Here is a 13,820-nt window from a genome sequence, read left to right on the forward strand (position 1 = left end):
TGGGCCACCGGCACATGAACGACCCGCGTGAACCACCGGCACACGAACCACCCGCACACGAACCACCCGCACACGAACCACCCGCACACGAACCACCCGCACACGAACCACCCGCACACGAACCATCAGCACCTGGAGCCCCACGCGTGACCCGAACGACCGCACCGATCACCGCACTGACCAGGCCCGCGCGGCTCGCCGCCGGGGCCAGGGTCGCGGTCGTCGCACCCAGCGGGCCCGTCCCCGAGGAGCGGCTCGAAGCCGGCCTCGACATCCTGCGCGGCTGGGGCCTCGACCCGGTCGTGGCACCCCATGTCCTGGACCGGCACAACGAGTTCGCCTACCTGGCGGGGACGGACGCGGATCGGGCCGCCGACTTCCAGGCGGCCTGGTGCGACCCCGACGTGGCCGCGGTGTTGTGCGCCCGAGGCGGCTACGGCGCCCAGCGCATGATCGACCTCCTCGACTGGGACGCCATCCGCGCCGCGGGTCCCAAGGTCTTCGTCGGCTTCAGCGACATCACCGCCCTGCACGAGGTGTTCGCCACCCGGGTGGGGCTCGCGACCCTGCACGGCCCGATGGTGTCGTCCCTCGGCTTCGTGAAGAACGAGCGGTCCCAGGAGCATCTGCGGGCGACCCTCTTCGAACCCGAGTCGGTCCGGACCATCGCCTCCTCCGAGGCCGCGCCGCTCGTGCCCGGGAAGGCCCGCGGCGTCACGCTCGGCGGCTGCGCCAGCCTGCTGGCCGCCGGGCTGGGCACCCCGCACACCCGTGCCGGGGCCCGCGGCGGGCTGCTCCTGATCGAGGACGTCGGCGAGGAGGCCTACCGCCTGGACCGGATCCTGACCCAACTGCTGCGCAGCGGCTGGCTCGACGGAGTCGCCGGGGTCGCCCTCGGCTCCTGGGCGGACTGCGGCCCGTACGACAGACTCCGCGCGGTGTTCGCCGACCGGCTCGGCCCGCTCGGCGTCCCGGTCGTCGAGCACGCCGGGTTCGGGCACGCGGAGGGGACGCTGACGATGCCGTTCGGAGTCCGCGCCGAGCTCGACGCGGACGCGGGGACACTCACCCTGGACGAGCCCGCGCTGCGCTGATCCGATGAAGCTGCCGCCGCGTCGGTGATCGCGTAGGGTGACCGGATGCCTGAGAACGTCGGCTTTCTCGCCGAGGGCCCCCGTGTGGGCATCCGTCACTTCACCATCGAGGACGGCGCGGAGTTCACCGCACGGGCCAGGGAGAGCAGGAGCCTGCACCACCCCTGGCTCTTCCCGCCCGGTGACATCGACGCCTACGCCGTCTACGCCGGCCGGCTGATCAAGGATCCGACCAAGGCCGGGTTCCTCGTCTGCGAACGGGACGGCGGGGGCATCGCCGGTTTCATCAACATCAACAACATCGTCCTGGGCGGCTTCCTGTGCGGTGCCCTCGGCTACGGCGCCTTCGCCCACGCGGCAGGGCGCGGGCTGATGACCGAGGCGCTGGGCCTCGTCGTGCGGTACGCCTTCGGGGAGATGGGCCTGCACCGGCTGGAGATCAACGCGCAGCCCGGCAACGCGGGGTCGATCGCGCTGGCCCGCACCTGCGGCTTCCGCCTCGAAGGCTTCTCGCCCGCCTTCATCCACATCGACGGCGCCTGGCGGGACCACGAACGGTGGGCGATCACCGCGGAGATGGTCAAACCCGGCTGACCGGCCGCGCCTTTGCGCAATCCTGACCCGATTCCGATGAGCGGACACCCTGGTCAGCGGGCCGATCTCCCTGTTCCATGGTCGTCGTGACGACGATCCGACGTGACGTACTGGCCCTCCCGGCGGCGGAACTGGGCCCGAGCAACCCGCTGCCGCCCCTGCGGACCCTCGACGAGATGCACCAGATCGACGACCGCGACCGCGTCGGCCTGCCGGGCGACATGGCCCGGCAGATCGGGTACGAGCCGCTGCGCAGCGTGCTGCCCGAACGCATACGCGACGGGTACGAGCGAGAAAGGGCGCCGCGCGAACTCGACACGATCGTGATCGAGAACGACCGGCTGCGCGCCACCGTGCTGCCCGGCTACGGGGGCCGCATCGTCTCGCTCTTCCACAAGCCCACCGAGACGGAACTGCTCTACACCAACCCGGTGCTCCAGCCGGCCTGCTTCGCGCTCAACGGCGCCTGGTTCTCCGGCGGCATCGAGTGGAACATCGGCGCCACCGGGCACACCACCCTGTCGTGCTCACCCGTCCACGCGGCCCGCGTCCCCGCCCCCGACGGCGGCGAGATGCTGCGCCTGTGGGAGTGGGAACGACTGCGCGACCTCCCCTTCCAGGTCGATCTGTGGCTGCCGGAGGGCTCCGACTTCCTGTACGTCGGCGTCCGCGTCCGCAACCCGCACGAGAGGCCTGCCCCGCTGTACTGGTGGTCCAACATCGCGGTCCCCGAGGAGCGCAGGGTGCTCGCCCCCGCCGAGGAGGCCTGGCACTTCGGCTACGAGCGGCGGCTGCGCCGGGTACCCGTGCCGGAGTACGACGGGACCGACCGCACGTACCCGCTCAACAGCGTCTTCCCCGCCGACTACTTCTACGAGGTGCCCGACGGGCGGCGGCGCTGGATCGCCGCGGTCGACGGCTCGGGCGAGGGCCTGGTCCAGACGTCCACCGACGTGCTGCGCGGGCGCAAGCTCTTCGTCTGGGGCTCGGGACCCGGCGGCCGGCGCTGGCAGGAGTGGCTCACCGAGCCGGGGACCGGCGGATACTGCGAGATCCAGGCCGGGCTGGCCCGTACGCAGCTCGAACACGTACGGCTCGAGGCCGAGAGCGACGTCTCCTGGCTGGAGGCGTACGGGCCGCTGTCGGTCGGCGCGGAGACGGCGCACGGAGCGGACTGGGAGGTCGCGCGGGCCGAGGTGGAGAGCCGGCTGGAGGGCGTCCTCGCCCGCGACGCGGTCGACGCCGCGTACGCCGCCTGGCTCCCGCACGCCGACACCGCGCCCGGCGAGGTCCTCGCCGTCGGTTCCGGCTGGGGCGCGCTCGAAGTGCTGCGCGCCGCCCACAAGCTGCCCGGGACGCCCTTCGAGGAGAGCACGCTCGGCGCGGACCAGGAGCCGTGGCGGGAACTGCTCAGCTCCGGCGCCTTCCCCGAGCTCCGGAAGGTCGGGCCGCCCGGCGAGACGCTGGTGGCCTCGCACTGGCGCGACATGCTGGAGACCGCGCCCGCCACCCCGGCCGCCGAGTACCACCTCGGCGTCGCCCAGTGGCATGCCGGAGACGTGGCCCAGGCCGTGCGGAGCTGGGAGCGGGCCCTCGAACTCGCGCCGTCGCTCTGGCCGTTGCTGCGCTGCCTCGCCGTCGCCGACCAGGAGGCGGGCAACGACGAGCGGGCCGCGGACCGCTACGCCGAGGCCTTCGACGATCTGTGCCGGGAGCGGCGCGACGACGGGGAACGGTGGACCGCCGTGACCGCCGCGCTCGGCCGCGAGGCCATCGAGGCGCTGCTGAAGGCGCGCCGTCCGGCGCAGGCGCGTGCCGTGTGGGAGCGGCTGCTTCCCGGGACCCGGGACCGTGGCAGGTTCCGGCTCGTCGAGGCCGAGCTGCTGCTCGCCGAGGGCCGCCGCGAGGACGCGCGGGCGATCTTCGACGCGGGCTTCGAGGTCGCCGACCTGCGCGAAGGGGCGGAGACCATCGACCGGCTGTGGTCCCGCATCGCCGACGAGCCGCTGCCGGCGCGCTACGACTTCCGCATGCGGCCACCGGCGACGCCCTGAGGGCCCCGGCCCCGGGGCCCCCGTGAGGACGGCCTCGGGTTCCCGGTGACGACGGCCCAGGGATCCCCTTGACGACGGCCTCGGGTTCCCCGTGACGACGGCCTCGGGTGCGCCACCGCCTGGTGGTGTACCCGAGGCCCGTCGCGTCCGGCGGCCGGAACCGCTCAGCCGCGGCGGTCCGCGTACTCGTACACCGAGCCGTCGGGATGGACGGCGATGAGGTTGCGGCCCGCCGGTGTCCCCACCGGGCCCGCGACGACCCGGGCGCCGAGGTCGGTGAGGACCCGGCCGGTCTCCTCCACGTCCTCGACGGCGATCGTCGCCGCGACCTTGCGCAGCACGTCGAGCTCGGACGCGGGCCCGCTCATCAGCAGAAAGCAGCCGACCGCCGCGACCGACACACCGCCGCGCTCGAAACGGAGCGCTCTGCCGCCCGCCAGCCGTTCGTAGAAGGGGACCGCGGTCTCCAGGTCGTCGACGCAGACGCGCAGCGTGGCTCCCAGAATCTCCATGAGGACGAGCCTAGTTGGGCGCGCACGGCACGGGAGATCGATTCGGACGATCGCTCCCGGCACCCGGCCGGCTCCGCCGGCTCCGCCGGGTGTCCGGCCGTCCAGGTGCCTCGGGCCGACGCCTCCGGCTGCCGGAGAGACCGACGAGCCCGGTGTCCCGGGCCGACGACCCCGGGTACCGGGGGGCCGTGAGTCGCCGGGCATGCCCGTGTTTGGGCGCCCGGCTCGGGGGGACGCGGAAAGCCCGTACGGCGGGCGGAGACCGGCCTCACCCGTGCCGACGAGGAGGGGCCGGAGCACCGAGCTGTCCGGAAACCGCCGGACGCAGGGAAGGAACACGATGAACACACGCGAGCTCAACGACCTGGCCCGGCAACTGCGCGTCGACAGCGTCCGGGCCGCCGACGCGGCGGGTTCGGGACACCCGACGTCGTCCATGTCCGCCGCCGACCTGATGGCGGTCCTGCTGGCCAACCACACGCGCTACGACTTCGAGCGCCCGCGGCATCCCGGCAACGACCGTTTCGTCCTCTCCAAGGGACACGCCTCACCGCTCCTGTACTCCGCGTACAAGGCGGCCGGCGCGCTGAACGAGGCCGAACTGCTCACCTTCCGCAAGGCCGGCAGCCGGCTCGAAGGGCACCCCACCCCCCGGCAGCTCCCGTGGGTCGAGACCGCCACCGGCTCGCTCGGCCAGGGACTGCCCGTCGCGGTCGGCATCGCGCTCGCCGGGAAGCGCCTCGACCGCACCGGATACCGCGTCCGGGTGCTGTGCGGAGACAGCGAACTCGCCGAGGGCTCGGTGTGGGAGGCCGCCGAGCACGCGGGGTTCGAGCACCTCGACAATCTGACCGCGATCGTCGACGTCAACCGCCTGGGCCAGCGCGGGCCGACCCGGCACGGACACGACCTCGACGCGTACGCGCGCCGGTTCGCGGCCTTCGGCTGGCACACCGTCGAGGTCGACGGACACGACGTGGACGCCATCGACCGGGCCTTCACGGAGGCCGACTCCACCGCCGGACAGCCCACCGTGATCCTCGCCCGCACCCTCAAGGGCAAGGGCGTGGCATCGGTCCAGGACCGCGAGGGCATGCACGGCAAACCGCTGCCGGACGCCGAGGCGGCGATCGCCGAACTCGGCGGGGTGCACGACCACCGGGTCGCGGTCCAGCCGCCGCCCCCCGCCCGGATGCTGCACGCCGTACGCTCCGGCCACCTCGACCTGCCGCGGTACGAGACCGGTGACGAGGTCGCCACCCGTGACGCCTTCGGGAAGGCGCTCGGCGGCGCCCGCGGCGACGTCGTGGCGCTGGACGGCGAGGTCGGCGACTCGACCCGCGCCGAGTTCTTCGCCAAGGAACACCCCGAGCGCTACTTCGAGTGCTACATCGCCGAGCAGCAACTCGTCGCCACCGCCGTCGGCATGGCCGCGCGCGGCTGGGTGCCGTACGCCTCGACGTTCGCGGCCTTCCTCACCCGGGCCCACGACTTCGTGCGCATGGCCGCCGTCAGCGGTGCCGGCATCAACCTCGTCGGCTCCCACGCGGGCGTCGCCATCGGCCAGGACGGACCTTCGCAGATGGGCCTGGAGGACCTGGCGATGTTCCGGACCGTGTACGGCTCGACCGTGCTGTACCCGTGCGACGCCAACCAGACGGCCAAGCTCGTCGCCACGATGGCGGGCCTGGAGGGCGTCCGCTATCTGCGCACCTCGCGCGGGGAGGGCCCCGTCATCTACAGCGCCACCGAGGAGTTCCCCGTCGGCGGCAGCAAGGTGCTCCGCGCCTCCGCCGACGACCGGCTCACGCTGGTCGCCGCGGGTGTCACCGTCCACGAAGCGCTGGCCGCCGCGGAGGCGCTCGACCGCGAGGGCATCCAGGCCCGGGTGATCGACCTCTACTCGGTGAAGCCGGTGGACCGGGAGACCCTGCGCGAGGCCGCCGAGGAGACCGGTTGCCTGGTCACGGTGGAGGACCACCGGGAGGAGGGCGGTCTCGGGGACGCGGTCCTCGACGCCTTCACCGACGGCCGCCCCGTGCCCCGGCTGGTGCGCCTCGCCGTCCGTACGATGCCCGGTTCCGCGAGCCCGGCCGAGCAGCTCCACGCGGCGGGCATCGACGCCGAGTCGATCGCGGCGGCGGGCCGTCTGCTGGTCGAGACGGCCGTGGTGCGCTGACCGGTGTCCGGAGGGCACCATGGTCAGTACGCCGCGGGGGGTGCGAGTGGAAGCGCGGGAGGAGATTCATGAGCGCTCTGCGCTATGTCTACGCGATCTGCCGCCCCTTCCCGGCGGCGCTGTCGGCCGAGCTGACCGGGGTCGGCGGCGTCCCGCCCAAACTGCTGCGCCACGGCGATCTGATCGCCGTGGTCGGCTCGGTCCCGGAGCGGGACTTCGCCGCCGAGCCGCTGCGCCGCCGGCTGGAGGACGTCCACTGGCTGGAGGCGACGGCCCGCGCCCACCAGGGCGTCCTCGACGCGCTCACCGCCGTCACCAGCCCGCTGCCGCTCCGGCTCGCCACCGTCCTCAGGGACGACAGCGGAGTGCGCGTGATGATCGACGAACGCAGGGAGGACTTCCTGCGGACGCTCGACCGGCTCGACGGACGCGTGGAGTGGGATGTGCGGGTGTACGCCGACGCCGCCCCGGAACAAGCCGAGGCGTTCACGCGCCGGCTGCACCGCAGCCTCTCCGAGTGCGCCGAGGAGAACCGGCTGCTGACCCCGGCGAACCCGGCCTCGTCCCGCCAGGCGCCTTCCGGGGAAGAGGGGCAGCAAGTCCTCGACGCGGCCTATCTGGTGCCGCGCGCGGACTCGGGGGAATTCGTGGAACGGCTGAACAGCGAGGGTGAGGAGGCGGGGATCCGGGTGGAGCTGACGGGACCGTGGGCGGCGTACTCCTTCACGGGATCCACGGGTCTCACCGGGTTCACGGGCGTCACCGGGTTCACCGGTCTGCCGAGCTGTACGGGCCGTACGGGCCGTACAGGCTGAGTGGCGCGGACCGCGCGGCCTGGGGCTGGGGCCGGGGCGCCCCCCCGACCCGGACCGCGCGCGGCCGTTCGCCTCCTGGACCGCGTCCCGGCGCGCGCCCGTTCCCTCGGCTCTCCCTGGCGGGAGCGGCGTCACGCCGCCTTTCGGCAGAGGATCTCCCCGTGCAGCACGGAGAACCAGCCGTCCTCCTGCCGTCCCCACCGCCGCCAGGCGTCCGACACCGCCCGCAGCTCCTCCGTCGTCGCATGGCCTCCCTGCGTCGCGCGCTCCGCGTACGCCGAGGCCACCGTGCGGTCGGCCCACAGTCCGCTCCACCACGCCCGTTCGTCCTCGGTGGCGAACGTCCAGGTGCTCGACGTGGCCCTGATGTCCCGGATCCCGGCGGCCAGCGCCCACGATTTGAGACGGCGGCCCGCGTCGGGCTCGCCCCCGTTGGCGCGGGCCACCCGCAGGTACAGGTCCTGCCAGTCGTCCATGCCCGGCACCGCCGGATACCAGGTCATGGCCGAGTAGTCCGAGTCGCGGACCGCGATGATCCCGCCCGGCCTGGTGACCCGGTGCATCTCGCGCAGCGCCTGGACCGGATCACCCACGTGCTGGAGCACCTGGTGGGCGTGGACCACGCAGAACGTGTCGTCCGGATACTCCAGTGCGTGGACGTCGGCGACGGCGAACTCGACGTTCTCCAGACCGCGTTCGGCCGCCGTCCGGCGTGCCTGGTCCAGGATGCCGGGGGCGTGGTCGACTCCGGTGACCCGGCCGTCCGGCACCCGTTCGGCCAGGTCCGCGGTGATGGTGCCCGGTCCGCAGCCGATGTCCAGGATCTTCATGTGCGGCTTCAGCGAGTCGAGCAGGTAGGCCGCCGAGTTGGCGGCGGTGCGCCAGGTGTGCGAGCGGAGCACCGACTCGTGGTGGCCGTGCGTGTAGACGGCCGTCTCCTGCGGTTTCGACTGTGACTGAGCCATGACCGATCCCCTTCTCGTCGTACGGGCCTCCCGGGCGTGTGCGCACTCCCCGAGGCGATGTCATCACCGTACGCGGTCATGCCGAATGATGAGACCCGCATCTTGCTATGTGGACAAGGGGGTTGGGGTGCCTGGTCAGTCGGCGGGACGCGGACGCAGGCGGCACACCACGGTCAGCGGGCGGGGAGCGGGCGTACGTGGCAGGCGGTCAGTGGGCAGGACGCGGGCGTACGTGGCGGGCGGGGAGCGGGAGTACGCGGCAGACGGTCAGTGCGCGGGACGCGGGCGGTAGACGGTCAGCGCCTCACGGCTCTTGCGCAGCGTCACCTCGCCGCCGACCTCGGTGACCTCGCCGTCGTAGGCCAGCAGCGTGCCCGGTGCGACACCCTCGATGCTCAAGCGGCCCACCCGTACCGCCGCGTGCGCGGGCGAGCGGGTGAGCGGCCCCGCGAAGGCCGCGGCCAGCAGCCGCATCGCGGGATGGCGGCCCCCGTGCACGACCCGGACGTCGAGGCGGCCGTCCGCGAGGTCGAAGCGGCGGGCGGGGGCAAGGCCCATCCGGTGGTAGGTGCCGTTGCCCGCGAACAGGAGCCACAACGGGTGGCTGCGGCCGCCGAGTTCGGCTCGCAGCGGGTGGTGGTCGGCGCGCAGTACACGGAGCGCGCCCAGCACGCCGGCGGGCCAACTGCCGATCACCTTGGACCAGTTCTCCCGCTCACGCACCAACTCCGGGTAGATGCCCAGGCTGCAGGTGTTGAGGAAGATGCCGCTCCTGTCGCCGGACGCGAACCGGCCCACGTCGACCCGGACCGCCTCGCCCTCCCGGAGTGCGCGGACCAGATCGCGTTCGCCCTCCACACCGAGGTCGTGGGCGAAGTGGTTGAGCGTGCCGCCCGGCAGGACGGCCAGGGGAAGGCCGTGGCGCAGGGCCACCTCGGCCGCGCTGTTCACCGTGCCGTCGCCGCCGCACACACCCAGCACGAGGGCCCGGGCCGCCGCCTTCTCCAGCTCCTCCTGAATCTCGTGGGGCTCGCATTCCACGATCTCCGCCCGCGGCAGCGCGGCCGCCAGCGCCCCGACCCGCTCCACCGTGCCCGAGGCCCTGTTGGCCACCATGACCAGCCCCTCGCCCTCACCGTCGGCCAGCGCGGGAGCGTCCGTGCGCGGACGGCCGGGCGGGGTGAGCCCGTCCCGGGTGGGCACCAGCGCCCGCACCGCGTACGCCGCCCCGACGCCCAGGGCCGCGCCGGCCACGACGTCGCTCGGGAAGTGGACACCGGTGTAGACGCGGGACAGCGCCACCGCCGCGGCCAGCGGCGCGACGGCCGCGCCCCAGCCGCGGGACTCCAGCGCCACCCCCGTCGCGAACGCGGCGGCGGACGCGGCGTGCCCCGACGGGAACGACGTGGTGATCGGCTGCCGCTTGAGCTGCCGGACGGCGGGGACCGCGTCGAGCCCCGGGCGCGTGCGGCGCACCGAGCGCTTGCCGACGGTGTTGATCGTGGCGGAGGCCAGGGCCAGCGAGGCGATTCCCCGTGCCGCGGCCCGGCGGGCCCGCGGGGTGCGGCTCGCGGCCACGGCGGCGGCCGTCGCGAACCACAGCACGCCGTGGTTCGCGCCCCGGCTCAGCCGTGGCAGCACGGGGTCGCCGCCCGGCCAGTGGCGTGCCGCGACCGCCTCGAAGAGCCGGCAGTCCAGGGCGAGGAGGCGGTCCCGAAGGGCGTGGCGGCCCGGTACGAGGGCGGTCAGGTCGACATCCGGGGTCGTGGTCATGCGGCTCCGTCTACCCCGGATCAGGCGCTTCCCGCCCCCGCTCCCCGGGCCCGTCCTCGCATACCCGTTTGCCCAGCGCCCCCGCTCCCCGGAGAATGCCTGCCCATGGGACATCTCGAAGCCGCACACCTTGAGTACTACCTTCCCGACGGGAGGGCGCTGCTCGGCGATGTGTCGTTTCGGGTGGGGGAGGGCGCCGTCGTGGCCCTGGTGGGTCCGAACGGCGCCGGCAAGACGACGCTGCTGCGGCTGATCTCGGGCGAGATCAAACCCCACGGCGGGACCGTGAACGTCGGCGGTGGGCTCGGGGTGATGCGCCAGTTCGTGGGGTCCGTACGCGACGAGACGACCGTGCGCGAGCTGCTCGTCTCCGTGGCCCCGCCCCGCATCCGCCAGGCCGCCGAGGCCGTGGACGCCGCCGAGCACGCGATGATGACCGTGGACGACGAGGCGGCACAGCTCCGCTACGCGCAGGCGCTGTCCGACTGGGCCGAGGTCCGCGGATACGAGGCCGAGACCCTCTGGGACATGTGCACGACGGCCGCCCTCGGCATCCCCTACGAGAAGGCCCAGTGGCGCCTGGTGCGGACCCTGTCCGGAGGCGAGCAGAAGCGCCTGGTCCTGGAGGCGCTGCTGCGCGGCACCGACGAGGTGCTGCTCCTCGACGAGCCGGACAACTACCTCGACGTGCCCGGCAAGCGCTGGCTAGAGGAGCGCCTCAAGGAGACCCGCAAGACCGTCCTGTTCGTCTCCCACGACCGCGAACTCCTCGCCCGTGCCGCCGAGAAGATCGTCAGCGTCGAGCCCGGCCCGGCCGGCGCGGACGCCTGGGTGCACGGCGCCGGTTTCGCGACCTATCACGAAGCCAGGCGGGAGCGGTTCGCGCGCTTCGAGGAGCTGCGCAGGCGCTGGGACGAGAAGCACGCACAGCTCAAGAAGCTGGTGCTGAACCTCCGTCAGGCGGCCGCCGTCAGCCATGAGATGGCCTCCCGCTACGCGGCGGCTCAGACCCGGCTGCGCAAGTTCGAGGAGGCCGGACCGCCGCCGGAGCCGCCGCGCGAGCAGGACATCAAGATGCGGCTGCACGGCGGGCGGACCGGTGTGCGGGCGGTGACCTGCAAGGGGCTGGAGCTCACCGGTCTGATGAAGCCGTTCGACCTGGAGATCTTCTACGGCGAGCGCGTCGCCGTCCTCGGCTCCAACGGCTCGGGGAAGTCGCACTTCCTGCGGCTGCTCGCGGGCGGCGACGTGGCGCACACCGGCGAGTGGAAGCTCGGCGCCCGCGTGGTCGCCGGCCACTTCGCGCAGACCCACGCCCACCCGGAACTGGAGGGCCGCACGCTCCTGGACATCCTGTGGACCGAGCATTCGCAGGACCGCGGGGCGGCGATGTCCCGGCTGCGCCGCTACGAGCTGACCGCCCAGGCCGAGCAGCGCTTCGAGAAGCTGTCGGGCGGCCAGCAGGCACGTTTCCAGATCCTGCTCCTGGAGCTGGAGGGCTCGACGGCCCTGCTGCTGGACGAGCCGACCGACAACCTCGACCTGGAGTCCGCGGAGGCGCTTCAGGAGGGCCTGGAGGCGTACGAGGGAACGGTGCTGTCGGTCACCCACGACCGCTGGTTCGCCCGCTCCTTCGACCGCTACCTGGTCTTCGGCTCGGACGGCCGCGTACGGGAGACGCAGGAGCCGGTCTGGGACGAGCGCCGCGTGGAACGCGAGCGGTAGGCGACACCTGGGGCGCGAGAGGTAGGCGGGCACGTTCCGGGGAGGCCCGGCACCCCGGATGTTCGTAGAGTGGAGGGAGTGGGTCTCGATCCACGGCTCCCTCCCGGACGCCGCTCGGGCAGTGTCTGCCCCGCGCGGAGGCCCGGACCGCACCGACGGCCACGACGAGCGGGGTGGCACCATGACCGGAGTCGACCCGGGCCGGCTGGACGATCAGCAGCTCATGAAAGAGCTGGAGGCCATCCACCGCACCCGCCACGACACGCTGTTGCACGGCTCGAACGACGCGCTGCACACCCACAACGTGCGCATGGCCCAGTTGGAGGGCGAGTATCTGCGCCGCCACCCGCGACGGCCCGTCGCGGCGGCACGTACCCGTGACGGCGCCCGGGAACGCGGACCCGCGGGGGTGCCGCCGGCATGACCGAACCGAATCCTGTGCTGGCCCGGCAGGCGGAGGCCCTGGAGCTCTTCGGCCGCCGGGTCCACGCGGTCCGCGACGACCAGTGGGAAGCCCCCACGCCCTGCTCCGCCTGGAGCGTGCGCGACCTCGTGGGCCATCTCGTCGCCGAGCAGGCCTGGGTGCCCGCGCTGGTCCGTGACGGCGAGAGCGTCGACTCGGTCGGCGACCGTCTGGACGGCGATCTGCTCGGCTCCGACCCCGTCGCCGCCTGGGAGGCCGTGGCCGACGCCTCCCGAGCGGTGTTCGCCGAGCCCGGCGCGCTCGACCGCACGGTCCATCTGTCCTTCGGCGACATGCCGGCGGACGACTACTGCGCGCAGCTCGTCACCGACCTGACGGTCCACACCTGGGACCTGTCCCGCGCCATCGGCGCCGACGAACAACTCCCCGAGAACCTTCTGTCGTTCGCGGTCCGGGAGGTCACCCCGCACGCCGCGGAGCTGGAGAAGTCCGGACTCTTCGCCGCCCCGGAGGAGCCCCCGCCCGGCGCGGACGTCCAGACGAAACTCCTCTGCCTGGTCGGACGCCGGCCCTGACCGGAGCCGCGTAAGGGGCCCCGGAAGGACGCGCGCGCCGAAGTCGGGGAGAATGGAAGGGTGTTTGCCCCGCATGGCGCGGGGCAGACGCAGTTGCAGTGCTTCGGACAGGAGGCACGTCCGTGGGAGCGGCCAGCCGCGCCATGGGTGTACTCGTCCGGAGCACGGGTGCGTTCCCACGATGACTGTCCATCACATGGCACCATCAAGGGAGTTGCGACGCACCATGCGAACCCAAGCGAGCGCGACGCACCATCCGCACGACGACGCCCCCGACACCGGGGAGGCATTCCGCAGGCTCGCCATGCTCCCGCCCGGAGAGCAGCGCGACGCGCTGCGTTCCGAGATCGTCGAATCCTGGCTGCCGATGGCCGAGCGCCTCGCGGGCCGCTTCCGCAGCCGTGGCGAGAGCTACGAGGACCTGCGCCAGGTCGCGGCGCTCGGCCTGGTCAAGGCCGTCGACCGCTACGACCCCGAGCTCGGCAACGCCTTCGAGAGCTACGCGGTCCCGACGATCACCGGCGAGATCAAGCGTCACTTCCGTGACCACATGTGGACCCTGCACGTGCCGCGGCGGGTCCAGGACCTGCGCAACCGGGTCCGGTTCGCCGCCCAGGACCTGTCCCAGACCATCCCGGGCCGCAGGCCCACCGTCGCCGAGATGGCCGAGCACGCCCGCATGAGCGAGGACGACGTCCGTACGGGCCTGGAGGCGCTGGAGAGCTTCACCGCGCTCTCCCTCGACGCCGAACTGCCGGGCAGCGAGGACGGCTACTCGCTCAGCGACGCCCTCGGTTCGCCCGATCCGGCCCTCGACACCGTCATCGACCGCGAAGCCGTCAAACCCCGGCTCCAGGCCCTGTCCGAGCGGGAACGCGCGATCCTCTACATGCGGTTCTTCAGCGACATGACCCAGAGCCGTATCGCCGACGAACTGGGCATCTCCCAGATGCACGTCTCCCGCCTCATCAGCCGCTGCTGCACCCGGCTGCGGGACCAGATCATGCGCGACGCGGCCTGAGAGCCGGCTCCGGTCCGAGTCCCTTCCGGCTCCGGTCCGAGTCCCTTCCGGCTCCGGTCCGCTCCGGCTCCGGTCCGCTCCGGCTCCGG

At 73.1% G+C, this 13,820-nt stretch carries 12 protein-coding genes; 9 read left to right on the top strand and 3 right to left on the bottom strand.

The window, feature by feature from the left end:
- Positions 1 to 167: 167 nt before the first annotated feature.
- The 3 genes from ACFRIC_RS36225 to ACFRIC_RS36235 all read left to right on the top strand — a co-directional run bounded on the left by ACFRIC_RS36225 (position 168) and on the right by ACFRIC_RS36235 (position 3,742).
- Complete coding sequence (locus ACFRIC_RS36225; protein ID WP_382795418.1) at positions 168 to 1,094, top strand: LD-carboxypeptidase; 927 nt, start codon at positions 168 to 170, stop codon at positions 1,092 to 1,094.
- Between the two features lie 45 nt (positions 1,095 to 1,139).
- On the top strand, positions 1,140 to 1,688 hold the full coding sequence (locus ACFRIC_RS36230) for a GNAT family N-acetyltransferase (RefSeq protein ID WP_382795211.1): 549 nt from the start codon (positions 1,140 to 1,142) through the stop codon (positions 1,686 to 1,688).
- A 77-nt stretch (positions 1,689 to 1,765) separates the two neighbouring features.
- Positions 1,766 to 3,742 (top strand): DUF5107 domain-containing protein, encoded by a 1,977-nt coding sequence (locus tag ACFRIC_RS36235; RefSeq protein ID WP_382795213.1) that lies wholly within the window; start codon positions 1,766 to 1,768, stop codon positions 3,740 to 3,742.
- Positions 3,743 to 3,906: 164 nt separating this feature from the next.
- Here ACFRIC_RS36235 and ACFRIC_RS36240 read toward each other — a convergent pair whose 3' ends face one another.
- A complete protein-coding gene (locus ACFRIC_RS36240; protein ID WP_382795216.1) occupies positions 3,907 to 4,254 on the bottom strand; it encodes a VOC family protein in 348 nt (115 codons plus the stop codon).
- Between the two features lie 202 nt (positions 4,255 to 4,456).
- Between ACFRIC_RS36240 and ACFRIC_RS36245 the strand changes: the two genes are divergently transcribed.
- Positions 4,457 to 6,433 (top strand): transketolase, encoded by a 1,977-nt coding sequence (locus tag ACFRIC_RS36245; RefSeq protein WP_382795218.1) that lies wholly within the window; start codon positions 4,457 to 4,459, stop codon positions 6,431 to 6,433.
- Positions 6,434 to 6,501: 68 nt separating this feature from the next.
- Positions 6,502 to 7,248 (top strand): GvpL/GvpF family gas vesicle protein, encoded by a 747-nt coding sequence (locus tag ACFRIC_RS36250; RefSeq protein WP_382795221.1) that lies wholly within the window; start codon positions 6,502 to 6,504, stop codon positions 7,246 to 7,248.
- A 131-nt stretch (positions 7,249 to 7,379) separates the two neighbouring features.
- Here the strand turns inward: ACFRIC_RS36250 and ACFRIC_RS36255 are convergent, their stop codons facing one another.
- Both ACFRIC_RS36255 and ACFRIC_RS36260 read right to left on the bottom strand, forming a co-directional pair.
- Positions 7,380 to 8,213 (bottom strand): class I SAM-dependent methyltransferase, encoded by an 834-nt coding sequence (locus ACFRIC_RS36255; RefSeq protein ID WP_382795223.1) that lies wholly within the window; start codon positions 8,211 to 8,213, stop codon positions 7,380 to 7,382.
- Between the two features lie 267 nt (positions 8,214 to 8,480).
- A complete protein-coding gene (locus ACFRIC_RS36260; RefSeq protein WP_382795226.1) occupies positions 8,481 to 9,986 on the bottom strand; it encodes a bifunctional phosphatase PAP2/diacylglycerol kinase family protein in 1,506 nt (501 codons plus the stop codon).
- 105 nt (positions 9,987 to 10,091) lie between these two features.
- Between ACFRIC_RS36260 and ACFRIC_RS36265 the strand changes: the two genes are divergently transcribed.
- The 4 genes from ACFRIC_RS36265 to ACFRIC_RS36280 all read left to right on the top strand — a co-directional run bounded on the left by ACFRIC_RS36265 (position 10,092) and on the right by ACFRIC_RS36280 (position 13,731).
- Complete coding sequence (locus tag ACFRIC_RS36265; protein ID WP_382795229.1) at positions 10,092 to 11,711, top strand: ABC-F family ATP-binding cassette domain-containing protein; 1,620 nt, start codon at positions 10,092 to 10,094, stop codon at positions 11,709 to 11,711.
- Between the two features lie 181 nt (positions 11,712 to 11,892).
- Positions 11,893 to 12,135, top strand: a complete 243-nt coding sequence (locus tag ACFRIC_RS36270; RefSeq protein WP_355771041.1) for a DUF6158 family protein — start codon at positions 11,893 to 11,895, stop codon at positions 12,133 to 12,135.
- Positions 12,132 to 12,710, top strand: a complete 579-nt coding sequence (locus ACFRIC_RS36275; RefSeq protein WP_382795232.1) for a TIGR03086 family metal-binding protein — start codon at positions 12,132 to 12,134, stop codon at positions 12,708 to 12,710. Before ACFRIC_RS36270 ends, ACFRIC_RS36275 begins: the two co-directional genes overlap by 4 nt.
- Before the next feature lie 226 nt (positions 12,711 to 12,936).
- Complete coding sequence (locus ACFRIC_RS36280; RefSeq protein ID WP_382795235.1) at positions 12,937 to 13,731, top strand: RNA polymerase sigma factor SigF; 795 nt, start codon at positions 12,937 to 12,939, stop codon at positions 13,729 to 13,731.
- Positions 13,732 to 13,820 lie beyond the last annotated feature (89 nt).

Origin of the sequence: Streptomyces sp. NPDC056738, from assembly GCF_042790435.1 — a bacterium.
Taxonomy (GTDB): Bacteria; Actinomycetota; Actinomycetes; order Streptomycetales; family Streptomycetaceae; genus Streptomyces.

What these genes read in the sequence shown, in the direction of transcription:
- ACFRIC_RS36230 (WP_382795211.1), top strand. Translation starts at nt 1,140, where the DNA reads ATGCCTGAGAACGTCGGCTTTCTCGCCGAGGGCCCCCGTGTGGGCATC.
- ACFRIC_RS36235 (WP_382795213.1), top strand. Translation starts at nt 1,766, where the DNA reads ATGGTCGTCGTGACGACGATCCGACGTGACGTACTGGCCCTCCCGGCG.
- ACFRIC_RS36240 (WP_382795216.1), bottom strand. Translation starts at nt 4,254, where the DNA reads ATGGAGATTCTGGGAGCCACGCTGCGCGTCTGCGTCGACGACCTGGAG.
- ACFRIC_RS36245 (WP_382795218.1), top strand. Translation starts at nt 4,457, where the DNA reads ATGCCCGTGTTTGGGCGCCCGGCTCGGGGGGACGCGGAAAGCCCGTAC.
- ACFRIC_RS36250 (WP_382795221.1), top strand. Translation starts at nt 6,502, where the DNA reads ATGAGCGCTCTGCGCTATGTCTACGCGATCTGCCGCCCCTTCCCGGCG.
- ACFRIC_RS36255 (WP_382795223.1), bottom strand. Translation starts at nt 8,213, where the DNA reads ATGGCTCAGTCACAGTCGAAACCGCAGGAGACGGCCGTCTACACGCAC.
- ACFRIC_RS36260 (WP_382795226.1), bottom strand. Translation starts at nt 9,986, where the DNA reads ATGACCACGACCCCGGATGTCGACCTGACCGCCCTCGTACCGGGCCGC.
- ACFRIC_RS36265 (WP_382795229.1), top strand. Translation starts at nt 10,092, where the DNA reads ATGGGACATCTCGAAGCCGCACACCTTGAGTACTACCTTCCCGACGGG.
- ACFRIC_RS36270 (WP_355771041.1), top strand. Translation starts at nt 11,893, where the DNA reads ATGACCGGAGTCGACCCGGGCCGGCTGGACGATCAGCAGCTCATGAAA.
- ACFRIC_RS36275 (WP_382795232.1), top strand. Translation starts at nt 12,132, where the DNA reads ATGACCGAACCGAATCCTGTGCTGGCCCGGCAGGCGGAGGCCCTGGAG.
- ACFRIC_RS36280 (WP_382795235.1), top strand. Translation starts at nt 12,937, where the DNA reads ATGCGAACCCAAGCGAGCGCGACGCACCATCCGCACGACGACGCCCCC.